11 protein-coding genes are annotated in these 16,002 nt (G+C 71.1%); 5 read left to right on the forward strand and 6 right to left on the reverse strand.

Annotated features, from left to right (window positions below; translation table 11 throughout):
- Positions 1–3: 3 nt before the first annotated feature.
- From CCO03_RS03150 to CCO03_RS03160, 3 genes are read right to left on the reverse strand one after another with little or no spacing between them, the layout of a single operon-like run.
- Entirely contained in the window at positions 4–735 is a 732-nt protein-coding gene (locus CCO03_RS03150; protein ID WP_205690356.1) for a DUF1266 domain-containing protein, read from the reverse strand.
- The gene (locus tag CCO03_RS03155) at positions 732–1,901 is read right to left on the reverse strand and encodes a hypothetical protein (RefSeq protein WP_087277154.1); all 1,170 of its coding nucleotides are present in this window, start codon (positions 1,899–1,901) and stop codon (positions 732–734) included. Before CCO03_RS03155 ends, CCO03_RS03150 begins: the two co-directional genes overlap by 4 nt.
- Complete coding sequence (locus CCO03_RS03160) at positions 1,898–4,240, reverse strand: hypothetical protein (protein ID WP_087277157.1); 2,343 nt, start codon at positions 4,238–4,240, stop codon at positions 1,898–1,900. Before CCO03_RS03160 ends, CCO03_RS03155 begins: the two co-directional genes overlap by 4 nt.
- Positions 4,241–4,384: 144 nt before the next feature.
- On the opposite strand from CCO03_RS03160, the gene CCO03_RS03165 reads away from it, so the two are divergent.
- Entirely contained in the window at positions 4,385–5,575 is a 1,191-nt protein-coding gene (locus CCO03_RS03165) for a YbfB/YjiJ family MFS transporter (RefSeq protein WP_087277160.1), read from the forward strand.
- An 81-nt stretch (positions 5,576–5,656) separates the two neighbouring features.
- On the opposite strand, the gene CCO03_RS03170 is transcribed toward CCO03_RS03165, so the two are convergent.
- Positions 5,657–6,595, reverse strand: coding sequence for a LysR family transcriptional regulator (locus CCO03_RS03170; RefSeq protein WP_236904011.1), 939 nt, complete (start codon positions 6,593–6,595; stop codon positions 5,657–5,659).
- Positions 6,596–6,698: 103 nt separating this feature from the next.
- On the opposite strand from CCO03_RS03170, the gene CCO03_RS03175 reads away from it, so the two are divergent.
- Genes CCO03_RS03175 through CCO03_RS03185 form a run of 3 tightly spaced genes read left to right on the forward strand, consistent with a single transcriptional unit; the run spans position 6,699 to position 10,675 of the window.
- On the forward strand, positions 6,699–8,057 hold the full coding sequence (locus CCO03_RS03175; protein ID WP_087284075.1) for a DUF3100 domain-containing protein: 1,359 nt from the start codon (positions 6,699–6,701) through the stop codon (positions 8,055–8,057).
- Positions 8,058–8,113: 56 nt separating this feature from the next.
- A complete protein-coding gene (locus tag CCO03_RS03180) occupies positions 8,114–9,283 on the forward strand; it encodes a M20 aminoacylase family protein (protein WP_087277163.1) in 1,170 nt (389 codons plus the stop codon).
- A gap of 12 nt (positions 9,284–9,295) precedes the next feature.
- Positions 9,296–10,675 (forward strand): L-serine ammonia-lyase, encoded by a 1,380-nt coding sequence (locus tag CCO03_RS03185; RefSeq protein ID WP_087277166.1) that lies wholly within the window; start codon positions 9,296–9,298, stop codon positions 10,673–10,675.
- 256 nt (positions 10,676–10,931) lie between these two features.
- Here CCO03_RS03185 and miaB read toward each other — a convergent pair whose 3' ends face one another.
- Positions 10,932–12,281 carry a tRNA (N6-isopentenyl adenosine(37)-C2)-methylthiotransferase MiaB gene (miaB, locus tag CCO03_RS03190; RefSeq protein WP_087277169.1) on the reverse strand — a complete coding sequence of 450 codons (1,350 nt, stop codon included), beginning with the start codon at positions 12,279–12,281 and terminating at the stop codon, positions 10,932–10,934.
- A 304-nt stretch (positions 12,282–12,585) separates the two neighbouring features.
- A complete protein-coding gene (locus CCO03_RS03195) occupies positions 12,586–13,032 on the reverse strand; it encodes a hypothetical protein (RefSeq protein WP_157667473.1) in 447 nt (148 codons plus the stop codon).
- 335 nt (positions 13,033–13,367) lie between these two features.
- Here CCO03_RS03195 and CCO03_RS03200 point away from each other — a divergent pair, with 335 nt between their 5' ends.
- Positions 13,368–15,365 carry a VanW family protein gene (locus CCO03_RS03200; RefSeq protein ID WP_087284078.1) on the forward strand — a complete coding sequence of 666 codons (1,998 nt, stop codon included), beginning with the start codon at positions 13,368–13,370 and terminating at the stop codon, positions 15,363–15,365.
- The last annotated feature ends 637 nt before the right edge of the window (positions 15,366–16,002 follow it).

Here is a 16,002-nt window from a genome sequence, read left to right on the forward strand (position 1 = left end):
GGCCTACCGGCCCTCATCCCAGCGCCATTTGCCCCACGGGTGCCAGCCTGCTTGCAGCCACTTGGCGAGGTCGGCGTCCTGGATGCGGTGGCCCAGCGCATCGCTGCGGCCGGCGTCCACCCATTGGTTGCGGCCGCGCACGTAGGCGTGCGCGAAGTCGTCCCAGCTGCTGAAGCAGTCCCGCGCGCGTGAGGCATTGAGCGCCAGCACCTCCCACTGCAGCGCTTCGTCGATCCAGCCCAGCAGCGCGGCACAGCGCACGAAGAACGCCGCGCGGGCGCAGGCAAAGGCCATGGCGTCGCGCGGGGCGTCCGCCGGCGTGAGCTGGTCCAGGTCCTGGCTGAACCAGCGCGTTTTCACGAGGCGAGGCAGCTGCTGGTGGATGGCCGACTCCGACAGGTCGGTGCGCAGGCCGAAATGGTGCAGCGTGAGCGGGCGCAGCAACTGCACCAGGCCATCGTCGAGCTGCATGAGCGGCCGGTCGGCGAAGCCGCCCGCCACCGCGTGAAAGGCCATGGGGTGGGCCAGCGCCAGGGCGTGGTTGCGGTCGCGCGCCAGGCGGTAGTCGGCGGTCCGGCCGGCCTTGCGCCGGGCGGCGCGGCGCTTGCGCCAGGGCGAAAGCGCCCACTTCAGCAGGTAGACCAGCCCCAGCAGCAGCGCGAACACCACCAGGCCTGCGCCACCGCCCAGCTTCACGCAGGCCGAGGCCACGAAGAGCCACATCCACCACTTCATGGACGCGCTCCGGCTCGGGCCGCGACCACGCCCGCCAGCTGCAGGGTTTGGGCCAGGGCGCCGTCCGCCGGGGCCAGCACCTGGTCCGGCGTGCGCGCTGCGCTCAGCCACTGCACCAGCGGGCTGGGCGCGATCACGCGGGCCAGCTTGTCCGGGTGACGCGCGAACAGCGCGAGTTGGTCGGCCTCGCCGGTGACGTCCGCGACGCGGGTCCAGCCGCTGGGCAGGCGCACCAGGTCGATGGCCAGCGCATCGTGGGGCGTGGCCTCGCAGGTGTTCAGCGACTGCAGGAAGGCCAGCACGTCGGCGTGGTACTTGGCCACGGGTGGGCGGTTCTGTTTGCCCTTGATCTGCTCGACTTCGAGGCGGCCATCGGGCTTGACCAGTGCGCTGAGCGTGATGCGGGGCTGGCTGTGGTCCGGCCCCGCGCGGTAGCTGAACAGGCGCATGCGGCCTTGTTCGCAGGCGGCGGCGTAGTGCTCGCCATAGCCGCCGGTGAGTTTGCGCCGGTTGCCGAACTGGCCCACGCAGTGGCGCATGCACTGGCTTTCGTAGGCCAGCTCTTCCCGCAACTGGGGCGAATCGGGCCGCAGCTCGACGAAGGCGCCGCCGCCCTCGGGCGCCTGCCAGAGCAGGCGGATGGCCTGCGGCTGGTGGTTGCGCCAGCCCGCCAGTTGCCGGGCTTCAAAGGCCTGGTGCTCGGCCTCCCATTGCGCCAGCGCCTGCAGGGCGTTGACGCGCATGAGCTTGCCGGCCAGCGGCGTGCCCGCGCGCGTCGACAGGAACTCCACCAGGCGCAGCTCCGCCTCGCGAACCGGCGCCGATTCGGGGTCGATCCAGTGAATGTTACTCTGGGGTATGGGCGAATTGCCGTTGTCTTGCAAACGAGATTTGATCCATACTGGGATGTTGATCCCCAGAAGACGCTGCGCCGTGTCCAAGCTGTCCAGCCGCTGCATGGCGGGCGCCTCGGCCTGCAGGTTGCCCACGACGAAGCGGTAGAAGTGGCTGCGCAGCCACGCGGCCACGTCGGCGCTGTCGCCGCGCGCGGCGCTGCGGCGCACGATGGCCGCCTTGATGTCGGGCGCGTTCGCCACGTCGCGGGCGCCATAGGTTTGCGCGCCGGCTGGCCCATCGGCGGGGCGCGGTGAGGCCGGGCTGTTCACAGCCAGCGACGCCAGAAGGGCTTGGCTTTGCGCACCGCTTCCCGGGCCTTGTCGATGGCGCTCAGTGCATGGGTGCGGGCTTCTTCCATGTCGAGCTCGGGGTCGAACACGGCGACGGCGCGCTCGTAGGTTTCCAGGGCCAGCTGGGCCTGGCCGGCATCCAGCAGGCCATCGCCCAGGCGGCGCAGGCCCCAGGTGCGGCCGCAGGCCATCAGCTCGGGGCGGATGGCCTGCATGCGCGCCAGGGCGTCGTCGGGTTTGCTGCGGTACAGGTAGTCCAGCATGGAGGCCTCGCAGCCCAGCAGCCAGGGGCGGTTCTCCTGCAGCTCGCTGTCGGGCTGCTGGGTGCGCCATTGCCGCAGCCGGTCCAGCCAGATCTCGATCTCGTGGCCGCGGTTGATGTGCTGCAGCGCCCAGGCCACGTTGCTGAAGTAGCTGTTGGGGTCATGCCGGCCAAAGCCGTGGTCCTGCGCGTAGTGCCACAGCTGCTCGGCGGCCTCGACGAACTCGGCATGGCGATCAAGTTTGTACAGGCACCACATGGCGCCCAGCTTGTGCTCGGCGAAGGGGCTGGCCGCCAGGCCTTTGCGGTGCAGCGCCAGCGCCTCTTCGGTGCGGTCGGTCCCCGTGCGGTAGGCGATGGCCAGGTTGTTGCAGTTCATCGAGTAGGTGTGGATGTCGCCATCGCGCACGTGCCCCTCACCGGTGGCGAAGAACGCCTCGAACTGCATCAGCGCGCGCTCGTAGTAGCGCGTGCTCAAGGCGTCCAGCGCGTCGCTGGGGAAGGCCTCGCGCTGGGCGTCGGTCAGCGCCAGCTGGTCCATCACTGTGTCGGGATCGGACAGCGTCACGCCCAGCGCGTAACTCCAGTTGCCGCTGTTGGCTTCGACGAAGCGTTGGTTCATCGCCTGCGCGCTGCCCAGCACCTGCATGCGCGTGTACCAGAGATCGAGGGCGCAGTCCGAGTTCGCCAGGTCGGGGATGTCGAGCAGGCGTTCGAGCTTGGGCAGGGCTTGCGCGAGCTGACCCTCGCGGCGCAGCAAGCGGCCTTCCAACACCGCCAGGGCCGGGTGGTTGGGCAGCAGCGCGTTGGCATGGCTGATCAGGTGGCGTGTGGCCTGGTCGGCGTCGTCATGGCCCAGGGTCTGCAGGTCGTGCGGGCTCAAATCGCCTTCGAAGGCCGCTGCGGCCAGCGCCAGGGTCCACAGGCCGGCGTGGTCGCTGGGGATGGCCAGTTGCCGGTGCGCGAGGGTCACCGCGTGCGCCCCCGACGGTTCGCGCTGGTTCCAGCAGGCATCCAGCGCCAGCCGGGCGGCCTCGGCCTCCTGGTCGCAGGCCATGAGCCAGTCCATCAGGGTGACGGTGAAGGCATCGTCGTTGTCGCTCGTCAGCAGGAACCGGCCGCGCCGCGCCGCGGCCAGGGCGCCCGCGCGATTGCCTTGTGCCCAGCACGACGTGGCCTGCAGGCGCGCCAGGCGCACGGACAGGTCGCGCAGCCGCGCCGGGTTGGGATTCGGCCCCAGGGCTTGCCGGGCCCGTTCATCCACCAGGGCCTGGGTGTCGGGCGCCAGCCGCACCAGGTCCGGAGCCAGCCGCAGCCAGTCGTCTTCGTCCACATCCTGCCCGGCAGCGGGGTGGGCCAGGGTCTGGGCGGCCTTGAGCGCGAGCTGCTGGGCCTGGGCCGCTTCGCCGCGCAGCTCTGCCGTCAGGGCCAGGCTCAGCTGCAGCGCGGCGTCGTCGTAGGTGCGCCAGGCCTGGCGCTCCGGCAGTTGCACGTGCAAGGCATGCAGTTCGCGGGCACAGCGCTCGTGGATGTCCGCTTGGCGGGCCAGGCGGGCGTCGTTCATCAGACCGGACCAGCGGTGGCGGGTGAGGTGCTCGGGACGGTCCGGCTGGCGGCTGGCGGCACCGATGCCGTCCGCGGCGGCCTCGAACAGCGCCGCCAGCTGCGCGGGCGGGGTGTCGGCTTGCTGCACCGCAGCCTCCACGCGCCACAGGGCGCACATTTCCACGATGTCCGGGTGATCGCCCGGTGGCCGCTCGCTCAGCAGCGCGGGTTCGTGCGCGTCGATGGCCGCTTGCGCCCGGGCCGGTTGCTCCAGCCACAGCCAGATGCGGAACAGACGCTCGAGGACGGAGAGGTCCGCCGGGGCCAGGGTTCGCGAACTCAGCAGGGCGCAGGCATCGGCCCGGGCCTGGATCTCTTGCGCCTCGTTCAGCTCGGGGTGTTCGTCGTCGTCACCCGGGTTCAGGTTGTCGCCGCGCGCCACGGCGATCACCTGATCGAGGAAAGCGTCCAGGGCATCGTCGCGCAGGACATCGGCGTTGGTGGTGGTCATGTGTGTTCTCCCGGCGAAGATGCTAACGCCTGCGCCGTCGCAGGCGTGCGACACTTTGGCCGCTGCCGGCAGCCCGCGGCGCATCCCTCCGCACACCCCTCGTGGTCCGCCGGTTCGCTTTGGCTGTCCACCGCCCTGACACCCATGTCCGACATGCCCCGTCACCCGCTTGCCCTGGCCCTGGCGCTCTCGCTGGGGGCTGCCGTGGCGCTGGGCATCACGCGCTTTGCCTATGGGCTGCTGCTGCCGGCCATGCGCGACGACCTGGGCTGGTCCTACCTGCTGGCCGGCGCCATGAACACGGGCAACGCCGTGGGCTACTTCGTCGGCGCGCTGGCCACCGCCGCGCTGGTGCGGCGCCTGGGGGTCTGGCGGCTGCTGATGCTGGGCATGGTGCTGGCGGCGGTGTTCATGCTGCTGGCCGGCTGGACCACCGAGACCGCCGCCTGGATGGGGCTGCGGGTGCTGGCCGGCGCCGCCAGCGCCTGGGTGTTCATCACGGGCGGCGTGCTGGCCGCCCGGCTGGGGGCGCAGGTGCCGGCCCAGGCCGGCTTCCTCATCGGGCTGTATTACGGCGGCACGGGTCTGGGCATTGCGCTGTCGGCCTGGCTGGTGCCGGTGGCCATGGGCCTGGCGCAGGCCCAGGGGGCCGCGCACACCTGGCAATGGCCGTGGTGGTGGCTGGGGCTGGCCTGCCTGCTCGCCGCCGGTGTGCTGGCCTGGCCCGCGCGGGTGCTGGCGGCGGACGTGACCGGTGGCGGAGCCGGCGTGCCGGCCGGGCTGGCGTGGCGCGATGTCTGCTTTGGCCTGGCGGGCTATGGCCTGTTCGGCGCCGGCTACATCGGCTACATGACCTTCATCGTGGCGCTGCTGCGCGAGCAGGGCCTGTCAGGCCCGCAGATCACGGGCTTTTACGCGGCGCTGGGCCTGGCGGTGCTGGCCTCGTCGCGCATCTGGGCGCGCATGCTCGATCACTTCAAAGGGGGCGAGTCGCTGGCCATCTTGAACGCGGTGCTGGCCGTGGTGACCGTGCTGCCGGTCGTGACGCGCGCGCTGCCCGTGGTGTTCGCCTCGGGCCTGGTGTTTGGTGCCGTGTTCCTGTCGGTGGTGGCGTCCACCACGGCGTTGGTGCGGCACAACCTGCCGCCCGCGGCCTGGACGGCGGGCATCAGCGCCTTCACCACCGTGTTCGCGCTGGGGCAGATCGTCGGCCCCGTGGTGGTGGGCTGGGTCGTCGATGGTCCCGGCGGGTTGCAGCGCGGGCTGCTGGTGTCGGCCGCCTTGCTGCTGGCGGCGGCCGTGCTGGCCTCGCGCCAAAAGGCTTTGGTACGCTGACGAATCATGGGGCAGTATGGTCATGCTGCCGATGATTGAAAAACGGAAACAGGGTCATACTGCCTCGTGGGTTGAGGACGCTCACCCAAATTGCCGCCGGCTGATGTCGGCCACCAGGGCCTGCAGCAGCGTGGTTGCGGCCTTGGGCAGCACGTGGCCGTGGCGCGAGATGACCTCGATGCGCCCTTGCGACAGCAAGGGGTTCTGCATGGGCAGCGCCACCACGTGCGAGGGGTCCAGCCCCGCGAACAGCGAAACCTGCGTGCCCAGCGTGTAGCCCAGCCCGGCGGCCACGAAGTGCGACACGGCGTTGAACGACGAGGTGGCCAGCGTGTGGCGCAGGCGCACCCCTTCGCTGAGTTCGGCCGCCTCGACGTGCTGGCGCACGCCAAAGCTGCGGTGCAGCGTCGCGCCGGGGTAGGGCAGCAGGTCGCTCAGCGTCAGGGGCCGGCCGATCTGCGTGAGTGGGTGCGTGTGGTGCACCAGCGCCTGAATCGGCATGGGCGTGCTGTGGTGCGAGCGCAGCCGGTCGTCTCGCGGCGGCTGAAACAGCAGGCCGATGTAGGCCCGCTCTTCGAGCACGTCGCGCACGATCTCGTCCGTGCCGCCCACGGTCAGGTCGATGGTGATGCCGGGGTGGGCGTGCATGAAGCGGCGCAGGCTGTGGCGCATCAGCCAGTCGACGAAGCCCTCGCCCGTGCTGATGCCGATGTGGCCCAGCTCGACCTTCTGGATGCTCTCGAACTGCGCCATCAGCTGCTGCTGGTGGCGGTGCTGGCGGCGCAGGTAGGTGGCGAGCAGCTGGCCGGCCTCGGTCGGCACCACGCCGCGGCCGCGCCGCTCCAGCAGCCGCATGCCGCAGTCGCGCTCGAGCAGGCCGATGGCGCGGCTGACCGCGGACGGGTCCATGCCCAGCACGTCGGCCGCGCCGCGCACCGAGCCGCTGTCGAGCACCTGCATGAAGTAACGCGTGCGGCGCGCGTCCAGGCGGTCATCCAGGGTGTCGTGAAGCAGGGGCATGGCGCCAAGTGTTGCATTTTTTGCACCATATCTCCATAAATCGTGTCATTGATGCACGCATTGGCTCTGGGGATACTTGCCCATCCCCCGCGAAACCCCCGCCATGACGTCCTCTGCCTCGCTCGCTCCGCCCCCGCTCGTGTCCCAGGCCCCACTGTCGCTGGGGGCCAAAGTGCGGCTGCTGGGGGTGGTGCTGGTCATCGTGACCTTGGCTGAAAGCCTGGGCCCGCTGCAGTTCAACCTGGGCCCGGGCAAGGTGGTGCTGCTGCCGATGCTGTGGGCCTTGCTGATGGCGGCGGTCTGGGGCCTGGCCCAAGGCCGGCTGCCCGGTGCGCTGGCCATTTCCACGCGCCTGCAGGGGCTGGCCGGGGCCTTGCTGAACGCGGCGTTGCTGCTGTTTGTGGTCAAGCTCAGCCTCACGGTGGGCAGCGCCCTGCCCATGATCCGCCAGGCCGGCTGGGCGCTGTTTTTTCAGGAGTTCGGCCACGCGCTGGGCACCCTGGCGCTGGGCTTGCCGCTGGCCTTGCTGCTGGGCATCAAGCGCGAGGCCGTGGGCGCCACCTTTTCGGTCGGGCGCGAGGGCAACCTCGTCATCATTGGCGAGAAGTACGGCATGGCCTCCGCTGAAGGGCGGGGCGTGCTGGCCGAATACATCACCGGCACGGTGCTGGGTGCCTTGTTCATCGCCGTGCTGGCCGGCTTTGTCACCAGCCTGAACGTCTTCGACCCACGCTCGCTGGCCATGGGCGCCGGCGTCGGCTCGGGCAGCCTGATGGCGGCCGCGCTGGGCGCCATCACGGCTCAGCTGCCGCCCGAGCAGGCGAAGGAGGTGACGGCCATCGCCGCGACCTCGAACCTGCTGACGGCCGTGGTGGGCTTTTACTTCACGCTGTTCCTGTCGCTGCCGCTGTGCGCGTGGCTGTACGAACGGCTGGAGCCGGTGCTGGGCCGCGTGACGCGGCGCGGCCGCCAGCCGCAAACGGGTGCGGCCGAGTTGCCCGCCATGGACGGCGCTGTGCCGTCCATGCATGGCCTGTCGCTGCCCGACACCGTGCTGACCTGGGCCCTGATGGTGGCCAGCGTGATGATCGGCAACGCCATCTCGCACCGGGTGCCGCTGTGGGTGTCGCTCGAGGGCATGTTGATCGTGGTGGCCATCGTGGCCGTGGTGGGGGCCGCCAAGCGCCTGCTGCCGCGCATGCCGCTGGTGCTGGTGTTGTCCATCGTGGCCACGGTGGTGGGCATCCCGGGCCTGCTGCCGTTCAGCGACACGGTGCTGACCCTGACCACGCCGCTCAACTTCATGGCCTTCACCACGCCGGTGCTGGCGCTGGCGGGCTTCTCCGTCGCCAAGGACCTGCCCTTGTTCCGCCGCCTCGGTTGGCGCATCGTGGTGGTGTCGCTCACGGCCACGGCCGGCACCTTCCTCGGGGCCACGCTGATCGCCGAGTTCTTCCATTGACCCGTACCGGGCCGGGCGCTGAGCGCGCGGCCCCTTCCGCCACGAAAGAGACCGCCATGTATCGCGAACCCGAGATCGCCGACGACATCCGCCAAAGCATGATTGCCTGGCGCCGCGACATCCACGCGCACCCCGAGACCGCCTTCGAGGAGCACCGCACGGCCAACGTGGTGGCCCAGGCCCTCACGCTCATGGGGCTGCCGGTGCACCGTGGCCTGGCTGTCACCGGGGTGGTGGCCACGCTGCAGAACGGCGAGGGCCCCAGCATCGCTTTGCGGGCCGACCTCGATGCGCTCAACATGCAGGAGCTGGGCAAGCCGGCGCATGCCTCCACCTGCGTGGGCAAGATGCACGGCTGCGGCCACGACGGCCACACCGCCATGCTGCTGGGGGCCGCGGCCCACCTGTCGCGGCACAAGCCGTTCCGCGGCACGGTGCACTTCGTGTTCCAGCCGGGCGAAGAGAACGAGGGTGGCGGCCGCGTGATGGTCGAGGAAGGCCTGTTCGACCTGTTCCCGGCCGACGCGGTCTACGGCATGCACAACTTTCCGCAAATGCCACGCGGGCACTTCGCCATCCGCACCGGCACCATGACGGCCTACCTCGACACCTTCGAGATCACCATCACCGGCAAGGGCAGCCACGGCGCCATGCCCGAGACCGGCATCGACTCCGTGGTGGTCGCCGCGCAGCTGGTCAACGCGCTGCAGACCATCGTCAGCCGCCGCACCGGCGCCACCGAGTCGGCCGTGGTCAGCGTCACGCAGATCCACGGTGGCGACACCTGGAACGTGATCCCCGAAGAGGTGGTGCTGCGCGGCACCGTGCGCACGCTGGATGCGGCCATCCAGACCCGCACGCAGGCGGCCATGCAGCAGATCTGCGACGGGGTGGCGCAGACGCACGGCGCCCGCATTGCGCTGAAGTACATGCACGGCTACCCCGGCGTGGTCAACACGCCGGCCGAAACCGCCGCGGCCGTGGCCGCCGCCGCCAGCCTGGTGGGCGAGGCGCAGGTGCACACCGGCATCAAGCCCGCCATGGGCTCGGAGGACTTCGCCTTCATGCTGCAACAGCGCCCCGGCGCCTACATCGGCATCGGCGCGGGCGAAGGGCCCAACGACCCGCCCGTGCACAACCCCTACTACGACTTCAACGACAACATCCTGCCGCTGGGCGCGGCCTACTGGGTGGCCCTGGTCGAACAGCAGCTGCCGCTGGCCTGACCCGGCGGCCCGGTGATGCTGTCCGCTTTCGACATCTTCAAGGTCGGCATCGGCCCGTCCAGCTCGCACACCGTGGGGCCGATGCGCGCGGCGCGGCTGTTCGCGCTCGCCCTGGACGCGCAGGGCCTGTTGCCGCGCACGGCGCGGGTGCAGGCCGAGCTGCTGGGCTCGCTGGGCGCCACCGGCCGGGGCCATGCCACCGACCAGGGCGTGCTGCTGGGCTTGCTGGGCGAGTCGCCCGACACCGTGGACCCGGCACAGGCGGCGCTGCAGCTGGCCGCCGTGCGGCGCGACCAGCGCCTGTGCCTGCTAGGCACGCACGCCATCGCCTTCGATGCCGAGCGCGACATCGCCTTCCTGGGCGAGCGTTCGCGGCCCGAGCACCCCAACGCCATGCACCTGGCCGCCCATGACGCCGAGGGGCGCCTGCTGCACGAGGCGCATTACTTCTCGGTGGGCGGCGGCTTCGTGGTCGAGGGCAGCGCGCGGGCGTCCACCGACGACCTGCAGGTGGCGCAGCCCCCGTGGCCATTTCGCAGCGGTGACGAGTTGATCGCGCTGGCCCAGTCGCAGGGGCTCAGCATCGCCCAGCTCATGCTGGCCAACGAGTGCGCCTGGCGGCCCGAGCCCGAGGTGCGCGCCGGGTTGCTGCGCATCTGGCAGGTCATGCAGGCCTGCGTGCAGCGCGGCCTGGGGCAGGACAACGCCGAGGCGGTGCAGCCGCTGCCGGGCGCGCTGCGCCTGCGCCGCCGTGCGCCCGCGCTGGCCCGGCGGCTGATGCAGGACAACGCCGACCCGCTGGCGGCCATGGACTGGGTGAACGCCTACGCCATGGCCGTGAACGAAGAGAACGCCGCCGGCGGCCGCGTGGTCACGGCGCCCACCAACGGCGCGGCCGGCATCGTGCCCGCGGTGCTGCACTACTACTGGCGCTTCGTGCCCGGCGCCGATGAGGCGGGCGTGGTCGACTTCCTGCTGACGGCAGCGGCCATTGGCGTGCTGTACAAGACCAACGCCTCCATCTCGGGGGCCGAGGTCGGCTGCCAGGGCGAGGTCGGCGTGGCCTGCTCCATGGCCGCCGGCGCGCTGGCGGCGGTGCAGGGCGGCACGCCGCTGCAGGTCGAGAACGCGGCCGAGATCGGCATGGAGCACAACCTGGGCCTGACCTGCGACCCCGTGGGCGGGCTGGTGCAGATCCCCTGCGTGGAGCGCAACGCCATGGGCGCGATCAAGGCCATCAACGCGGCCCGCATGGCCCTGCGTGGCGACGGCACGCACAGCGTCTCGCTCGACACCGTGATCCGCACCATGAAGCAGACCGGCGAAGACATGAAGGCCACCTACAAAGAGACCTCGCTCGGCGGCCTGGCCGTCAACGTGGTCGCCTGCTGAGGGTGGCATCAGGCTCTGCCGCGCGTCGGTGTGCGCCACGCTGTTGAAACTGAATATAAGCAGTATGGGTTGGTTGCCGTTTTTTAGCCAACGAGAAGATGGCCATACTGCACCATGAATCGATCAGCCGCTTAGCCCACGCCGTGCAACGTGTGCAGGCAAGCCGTCAAGCTCGGGCTGGGGAACGCGACGGCCAGGTGCGCCTGAAGGCGCGCCAGCGAGACCGACCGGGGTTCTGTGTCCGGCGTCATCCGGTTCAGGCCAGCTGCGTTTCGACCGTTGCCACGGCGCCGCGCAGCGAGTGCGGGTAGGCCTCGGTGATGTCCACATCGACCATGCGGCCGATCAGGCGCTCGCTGTGCGGGCCGCCGTCGAAGTTGACGATGCGGTTGCACCAGGTGCGGCCCGTGAGCTCGGCCGCGTTCTTGCGCGAGCGGCCTTCGACGAGGATGCGCTGGCGCGTGCCCACGCGGGCCTGGTTGGTGGCGCGCACGTTCACGTCGATGGCGGCCTGCAGCGCCTGCAGGCGCGCGAGCTTGACGCCGTGCGGCGTGTCGTCGTGCAGGTTGGCGGCTGGCGTGCCGGGGCGCGGGCTGAAGATGAAGCTGAAGCTGGCGTCGAACTGGCAGTCTTCGATCAGCTTCATGGTCTTGGCGTGGTCGGTGTCGGTTTCGCCGGGGAAGCCGACGATGAAGTCGCTGGACAGCGCCAGGTCGGGGCGGATGGCGCGCAGCTTGCGGATGATGGACTTGTACTCCATGGCCGTGTAGCCGCGCTTCATGGCCATCAGCACCTTGTCCGAGCCGTGCTGCACCGGCAGGTGCAGGTGGCTGACCAGCTTGGGTACGCTGGCGTACACGTCGATGAGGCGCTGGGTGAACTCGTTGGGGTGGCTGGTGGTGTAGCGGATGCGCTCGATGCCCGGAAACTCGGCGATGGTCTCGATCAGCATGGCGAAATCGCAGATTTCACCGCTGTCGCCCATGGGGCCGCGGTAGGCGTTCACGTTCTGCCCCAGCAGCGTGATCTCGCACACGCCCTGGTCGACGAGGTTGGCCACCTCGACCAGCACGTCGTCGAACGGGCGGCTGAACTCCTCGCCGCGCGTGTAGGGCACCACGCAGTAGCTGCAGTACTTCGAGCAGCCTTCCATGATGGAGACGAAGGCCGAGCCGCCCTCGACGCGCGCGGGCGGCAGGTGGTCGAACTTCTCGATCTCGGGGAAGCGGATGTCCACCTGGGGCTGGGCCTGGCGCGTGCGCGCGTTCAGCAGCTCGGGCAGGCGGTGCAGGGTCTGCGGGCCGAACACCACGTCGACGTAGGGCGCGCGCTTGATGATCTCGGCGCCTTCCTGGCTGGCGACGCAGCCGCCCACGCCGATCAGCACGCCCTTGTCCTTCAGGTGTTTGACCCGGCCCAGGTCGGAGAACACCTTCTCCTGCGCCCGCTCGCGCACCGAGCAGGTGTTGAACAGGATGAGGTCGGCCTCGTCGACGTTCTGCGTGGGCTCGTAGCCTTCGGCGGCTTTCATGACGTCGGCCATCTTGTCCGAGTCGTACTCGTTCATCTGGCAGCCAAAGGTTTTGATGAAGACTTTCTTGCTCATGGTGGGCTCGTGGGTGCGCCTGGGGGGCGCTGTGTGTGTCGGGCGCGTAAAGCGCCGTGTGATCGGGGGAGGCCGGGCGTGGGGTCCTGGCCCCCCGGGCCGTTGATGTCCAGCACGCCTGGCGTTGCGGGTCAGGCCGGGCCCGGTCGGATGGGATGCGTGGGGGACGACGCGCCCCCCGGCGTGGCCAAGTACCCCGCAGGGCGTCGGCGGAATGGCGCTGTCGTGCGGTGCGCCTGCGTTACGGCATCATGGGGTATGGCGCCACTATCGTTCAGTCCTGAACGGCGGCGGCGTGATACGGTCAGTATTCGTTCTTGAACTGGTGCTGTTCGGACAAGGGCTTGCCGGGCTGGAACACCGGGCCGTTGTACTTCACGGCGGCGCCTTGGCTGGCGGCCTTCATGCGGTTTTGCTCGCCCGGCGTGACCATGGCCTGTTCGGCCGCGGTGAGGATCCAGATGTCACCCACCTGGCCCATGTTGTCGGTCAGGTAGTTCACCTTCAGCTTGCGGCCCACGAACTGGGTCGCCATCACGATGCGGTTGTCTTCGTTGAACAGGCGCGAGCCTGGCGACAGGCGCGTGGTCTTGCCGTTGAGCTTGACGACGGGCGGGCTGACGATCTCCAGCGTGCCGCGCTCCACGCGGTCGTTGAAGAAGCGGCGCCCCTGCTGGGCCTGGGCCGGCAGGGCGGCCGCCAGCGCCAGGGCACTCAGGGCGGCACAACGCAGGAATTGACAGCGGTTCATGGTGTAGATCCAGAGGCTGGGCAAAACGCCGATTTTAGAGGGCGCCACCGCAGCGTGTCCGGCCCGGCGCCCAGTGGATCGGCGGCTGGCGTGCGCCATGGGCATGCCCGTGGCGGTGGCGCCACGCCCATCCGTCGGCGCGGCCGCAGCGCGCATGCCACCGTCTGATGTGCAAGGTGTTTCGCGCCTGGACGCAGCAGGGCCGCCGAGGAATCGCAGCGCAGTCGAAGAGCCGTCGTCGTGGCTGCAGCCGACCCGCGCTGGGCGGCGCAGCGCAGAGGGGCGCACCCGCGTCCAGGCCTGGGCTGGCGGTGCGGGCTGGCATGATGCGCTGCATGCGCACGTCCCTGTCACGCCCGCCCACGCTGGCCCCACCCGAGGCCCCGCTGCCCTCGCGGCTGGGCGCGGCCTGGTTCTGGTTTCGCGTGCGGGCGCTCACGCTGCAGCGCCTGGGGCGCGACGCGATCGACCCCGCCGTGCGCACCTGGCCGCGCGTGCCGGCCGAGGCCAGCGCGCTGGCCGGCGCCCCGGTGCTGGCCGAGGTGCGCTCGCCGCTGTGGGGCGATGGCCGGGCCGATGAGTTCGTGCTGACCGCCGGCAAGGTGCACAACCTGCGGCTGGCGCGGCGCGCCTTCGACGGGCTGGAGCTGCCGGCGGGCGCGCTGTTGAGCTTCTGGCAGCAGCTGGGCCGGGCCACGGCGCGCCGCGGCTACGTGCTGGGGCGCGAGGTGCGCGAAGGCTGCGTGGTGCCCACGGTGGCCGGCGGGCTGTGCCAGCTGTCGAACGCGTTGGCCACGGCGGCCCTGCGCGCCGGCTGGACGCTGACCGAGCGCCATGGCCACACGGTCTGCATCGAGCAGGCCCTGGACGCCGGACCCGACGGCCCGCGGCTGGACGCCACGGTGCTGTGGAAACACATCGACCTGCGCTGCCGCGCCGACCGGCCCTGGCGGCTGGAGGTGACGATGGATGCGTCCGAGCTGTGCGTGCGCATCCGTGCCAACGGACCCGGCGTGATCGCCCGGCCTGCGGCGCGCGTGATCGCGATCGCCCGCAACGCCGTCCCCGGGCCGAGCGCGGGTCGGGGCGAGGGTGCAGGTGCCAAGCCGGTGCCTGTGTCGCCGCCTGTGGCGCGCGGCTGCCTCACCTGCGACCAGGTGCAGTGCTTTCGCCACGCGCCTGAGCTGGCGGGTCTGGCGCCGCAGCGGACCACGGCCGTGGCTCTGCTCGATGGCTTGACGCCGGAGCTGGCCGCGCACCTGCAAGCCGCGCCGGCGCAGGCGGACGCCGCCGGCCGACCCGCTCCGGCCCTGGTGCTGCCGGGCGCCGTGACGGCGGGGCAGCGGGCTCGCGTGGGCGCCGCGCGCCGGCCGACGGGCCTGCCGCTGCGCCACCCGGCACCGCCTTGGTCGCCCGTCGGGCCCGCGTGGCCCGCCAAATGGTCCGCCAATTGGCATGCCGCCTGGCGAGCCGTGGACCTGCGCTGGCATGCGCGGCGGCCCGGTGAACGGCAGGCCAGCGTGTTGCGCGGGCAAGACCGGCAGGCGCAGCAGGCCGCGCGGGCGTTGCGTCCCGGCGATGTGCAGGTGTGGGTCGACCAGGCCTACCTGCCGAGGCTGTGGCTGGACGGCGCCCTGGCGGGGCGGGCCCTGACGGTGTGGATGCCGGCCCTGCCCATGGCCGAGATCGTGCGGCGGCTGGACGAGGCCGTGGCGCAGTGGCCCGACGAGCCCAGCCTGCGTGACCACCGGCCACGGCCCGAGACGGTGGCGGCCGAGCTGGCCGCCCTGCGGGCCGCGCACACCCTGGTCACCCCGCACCAGGCGGTGGCCGACTGGGCGCAGGCCCACCTGCAGGCGCAGGTGCAGCTTGTGCCCTGGGCGCAGCCTGAGCATCCGCCTGTGAGCGATGGCCGGCCGGCGCGCGCGGAGGCCGCCGACGCCATGGTCCTGCTGGCCAGTGCCTTGCCGCGCAAGGGCTGGTGCGAGCTGCGGGCCGCGCTGCAGCAATGGTCGGCGGAGGGTGACGCGCTGCCGACCGTGCAGGTCGTGGGCAGCCTGCCCGATGGCGCCGCCCGCAGCGGCCCGTGGTCCCGTCTGACGTCCGCGCCGCGAGATGGCTGGTGGCGTCAGGCCCGCGTCGCCGTGTTGCCGGCCCATGTCGAGCACCAGCCGCGCGCGGCTTTGCAGGCCCTGGCGGCCGGCGTGCCGCTGGTGGCCACGCCGGCTTGCGGCCTGCCGCCGCAAGCGGGGTTGCAGCTGGTGCCCGAGGGTGACGTGGCCGCGTTGGCGCAGGCGCTGCGCCAGGCGTGGCGGCAAGGCGCCGTGGGCTGAGCCTGGCGTCGGCGCGCTCCACCGCTGGCCCACCCGGACCGCTGGCCGGCGCTGCACGGGCCCGTCGCCTGAACACCCGACCGCCACGCGCTGACCGGCGCCCATGCATCGACACACGTCGCCAGGAGCAGGCGAACAACGCCGCAGCGGTCGACCGCAACGCGCGTCACAACGTCAAGTCTGATGTGGGGCAGTATGGGTAGTTTGTCGATTGTCAATCATCGAATTTGAATGAATACTGATGCGTGGCTGGTGAATTCACATCCGCCTCCTGTGCGGATCGGACAAGTTGTGTGTGCTGGCGGCCCACCCGCGTCAACGGCCATGATCGCCCGCTTGGACGGATGGCCGTTCAGCGGAAAACGGCCAGGGGCTGTTGTGGCCTCAGGATGCCTGGACGCGGTGCGCCTTCGGCGCATCGCACTGGCCAGGGCGTCAGGGCCTGGCGCCCTGGTCGCCCGCAAGCCGCGAGCCGCGAGCCGCAAGCCGCGAGCCGCGAGCGCATCGCCGGCCGCGTGCTTCTAGGGGGGTGACTTGGGCGGTGGGTCTGGGTGGCCGCAGGAGACCACGGCCTGTGCGCCCCCTCGACGCAGCGCAGGCCGCCGCACCAGCCGCGTGCGCGACCGATGGACCCAGG

The organism is Comamonas serinivorans, assembly GCF_002158865.1.
Taxonomy (GTDB): Bacteria; Pseudomonadota; Gammaproteobacteria; order Burkholderiales; family Burkholderiaceae_C; genus Comamonas_E; species Comamonas_E serinivorans.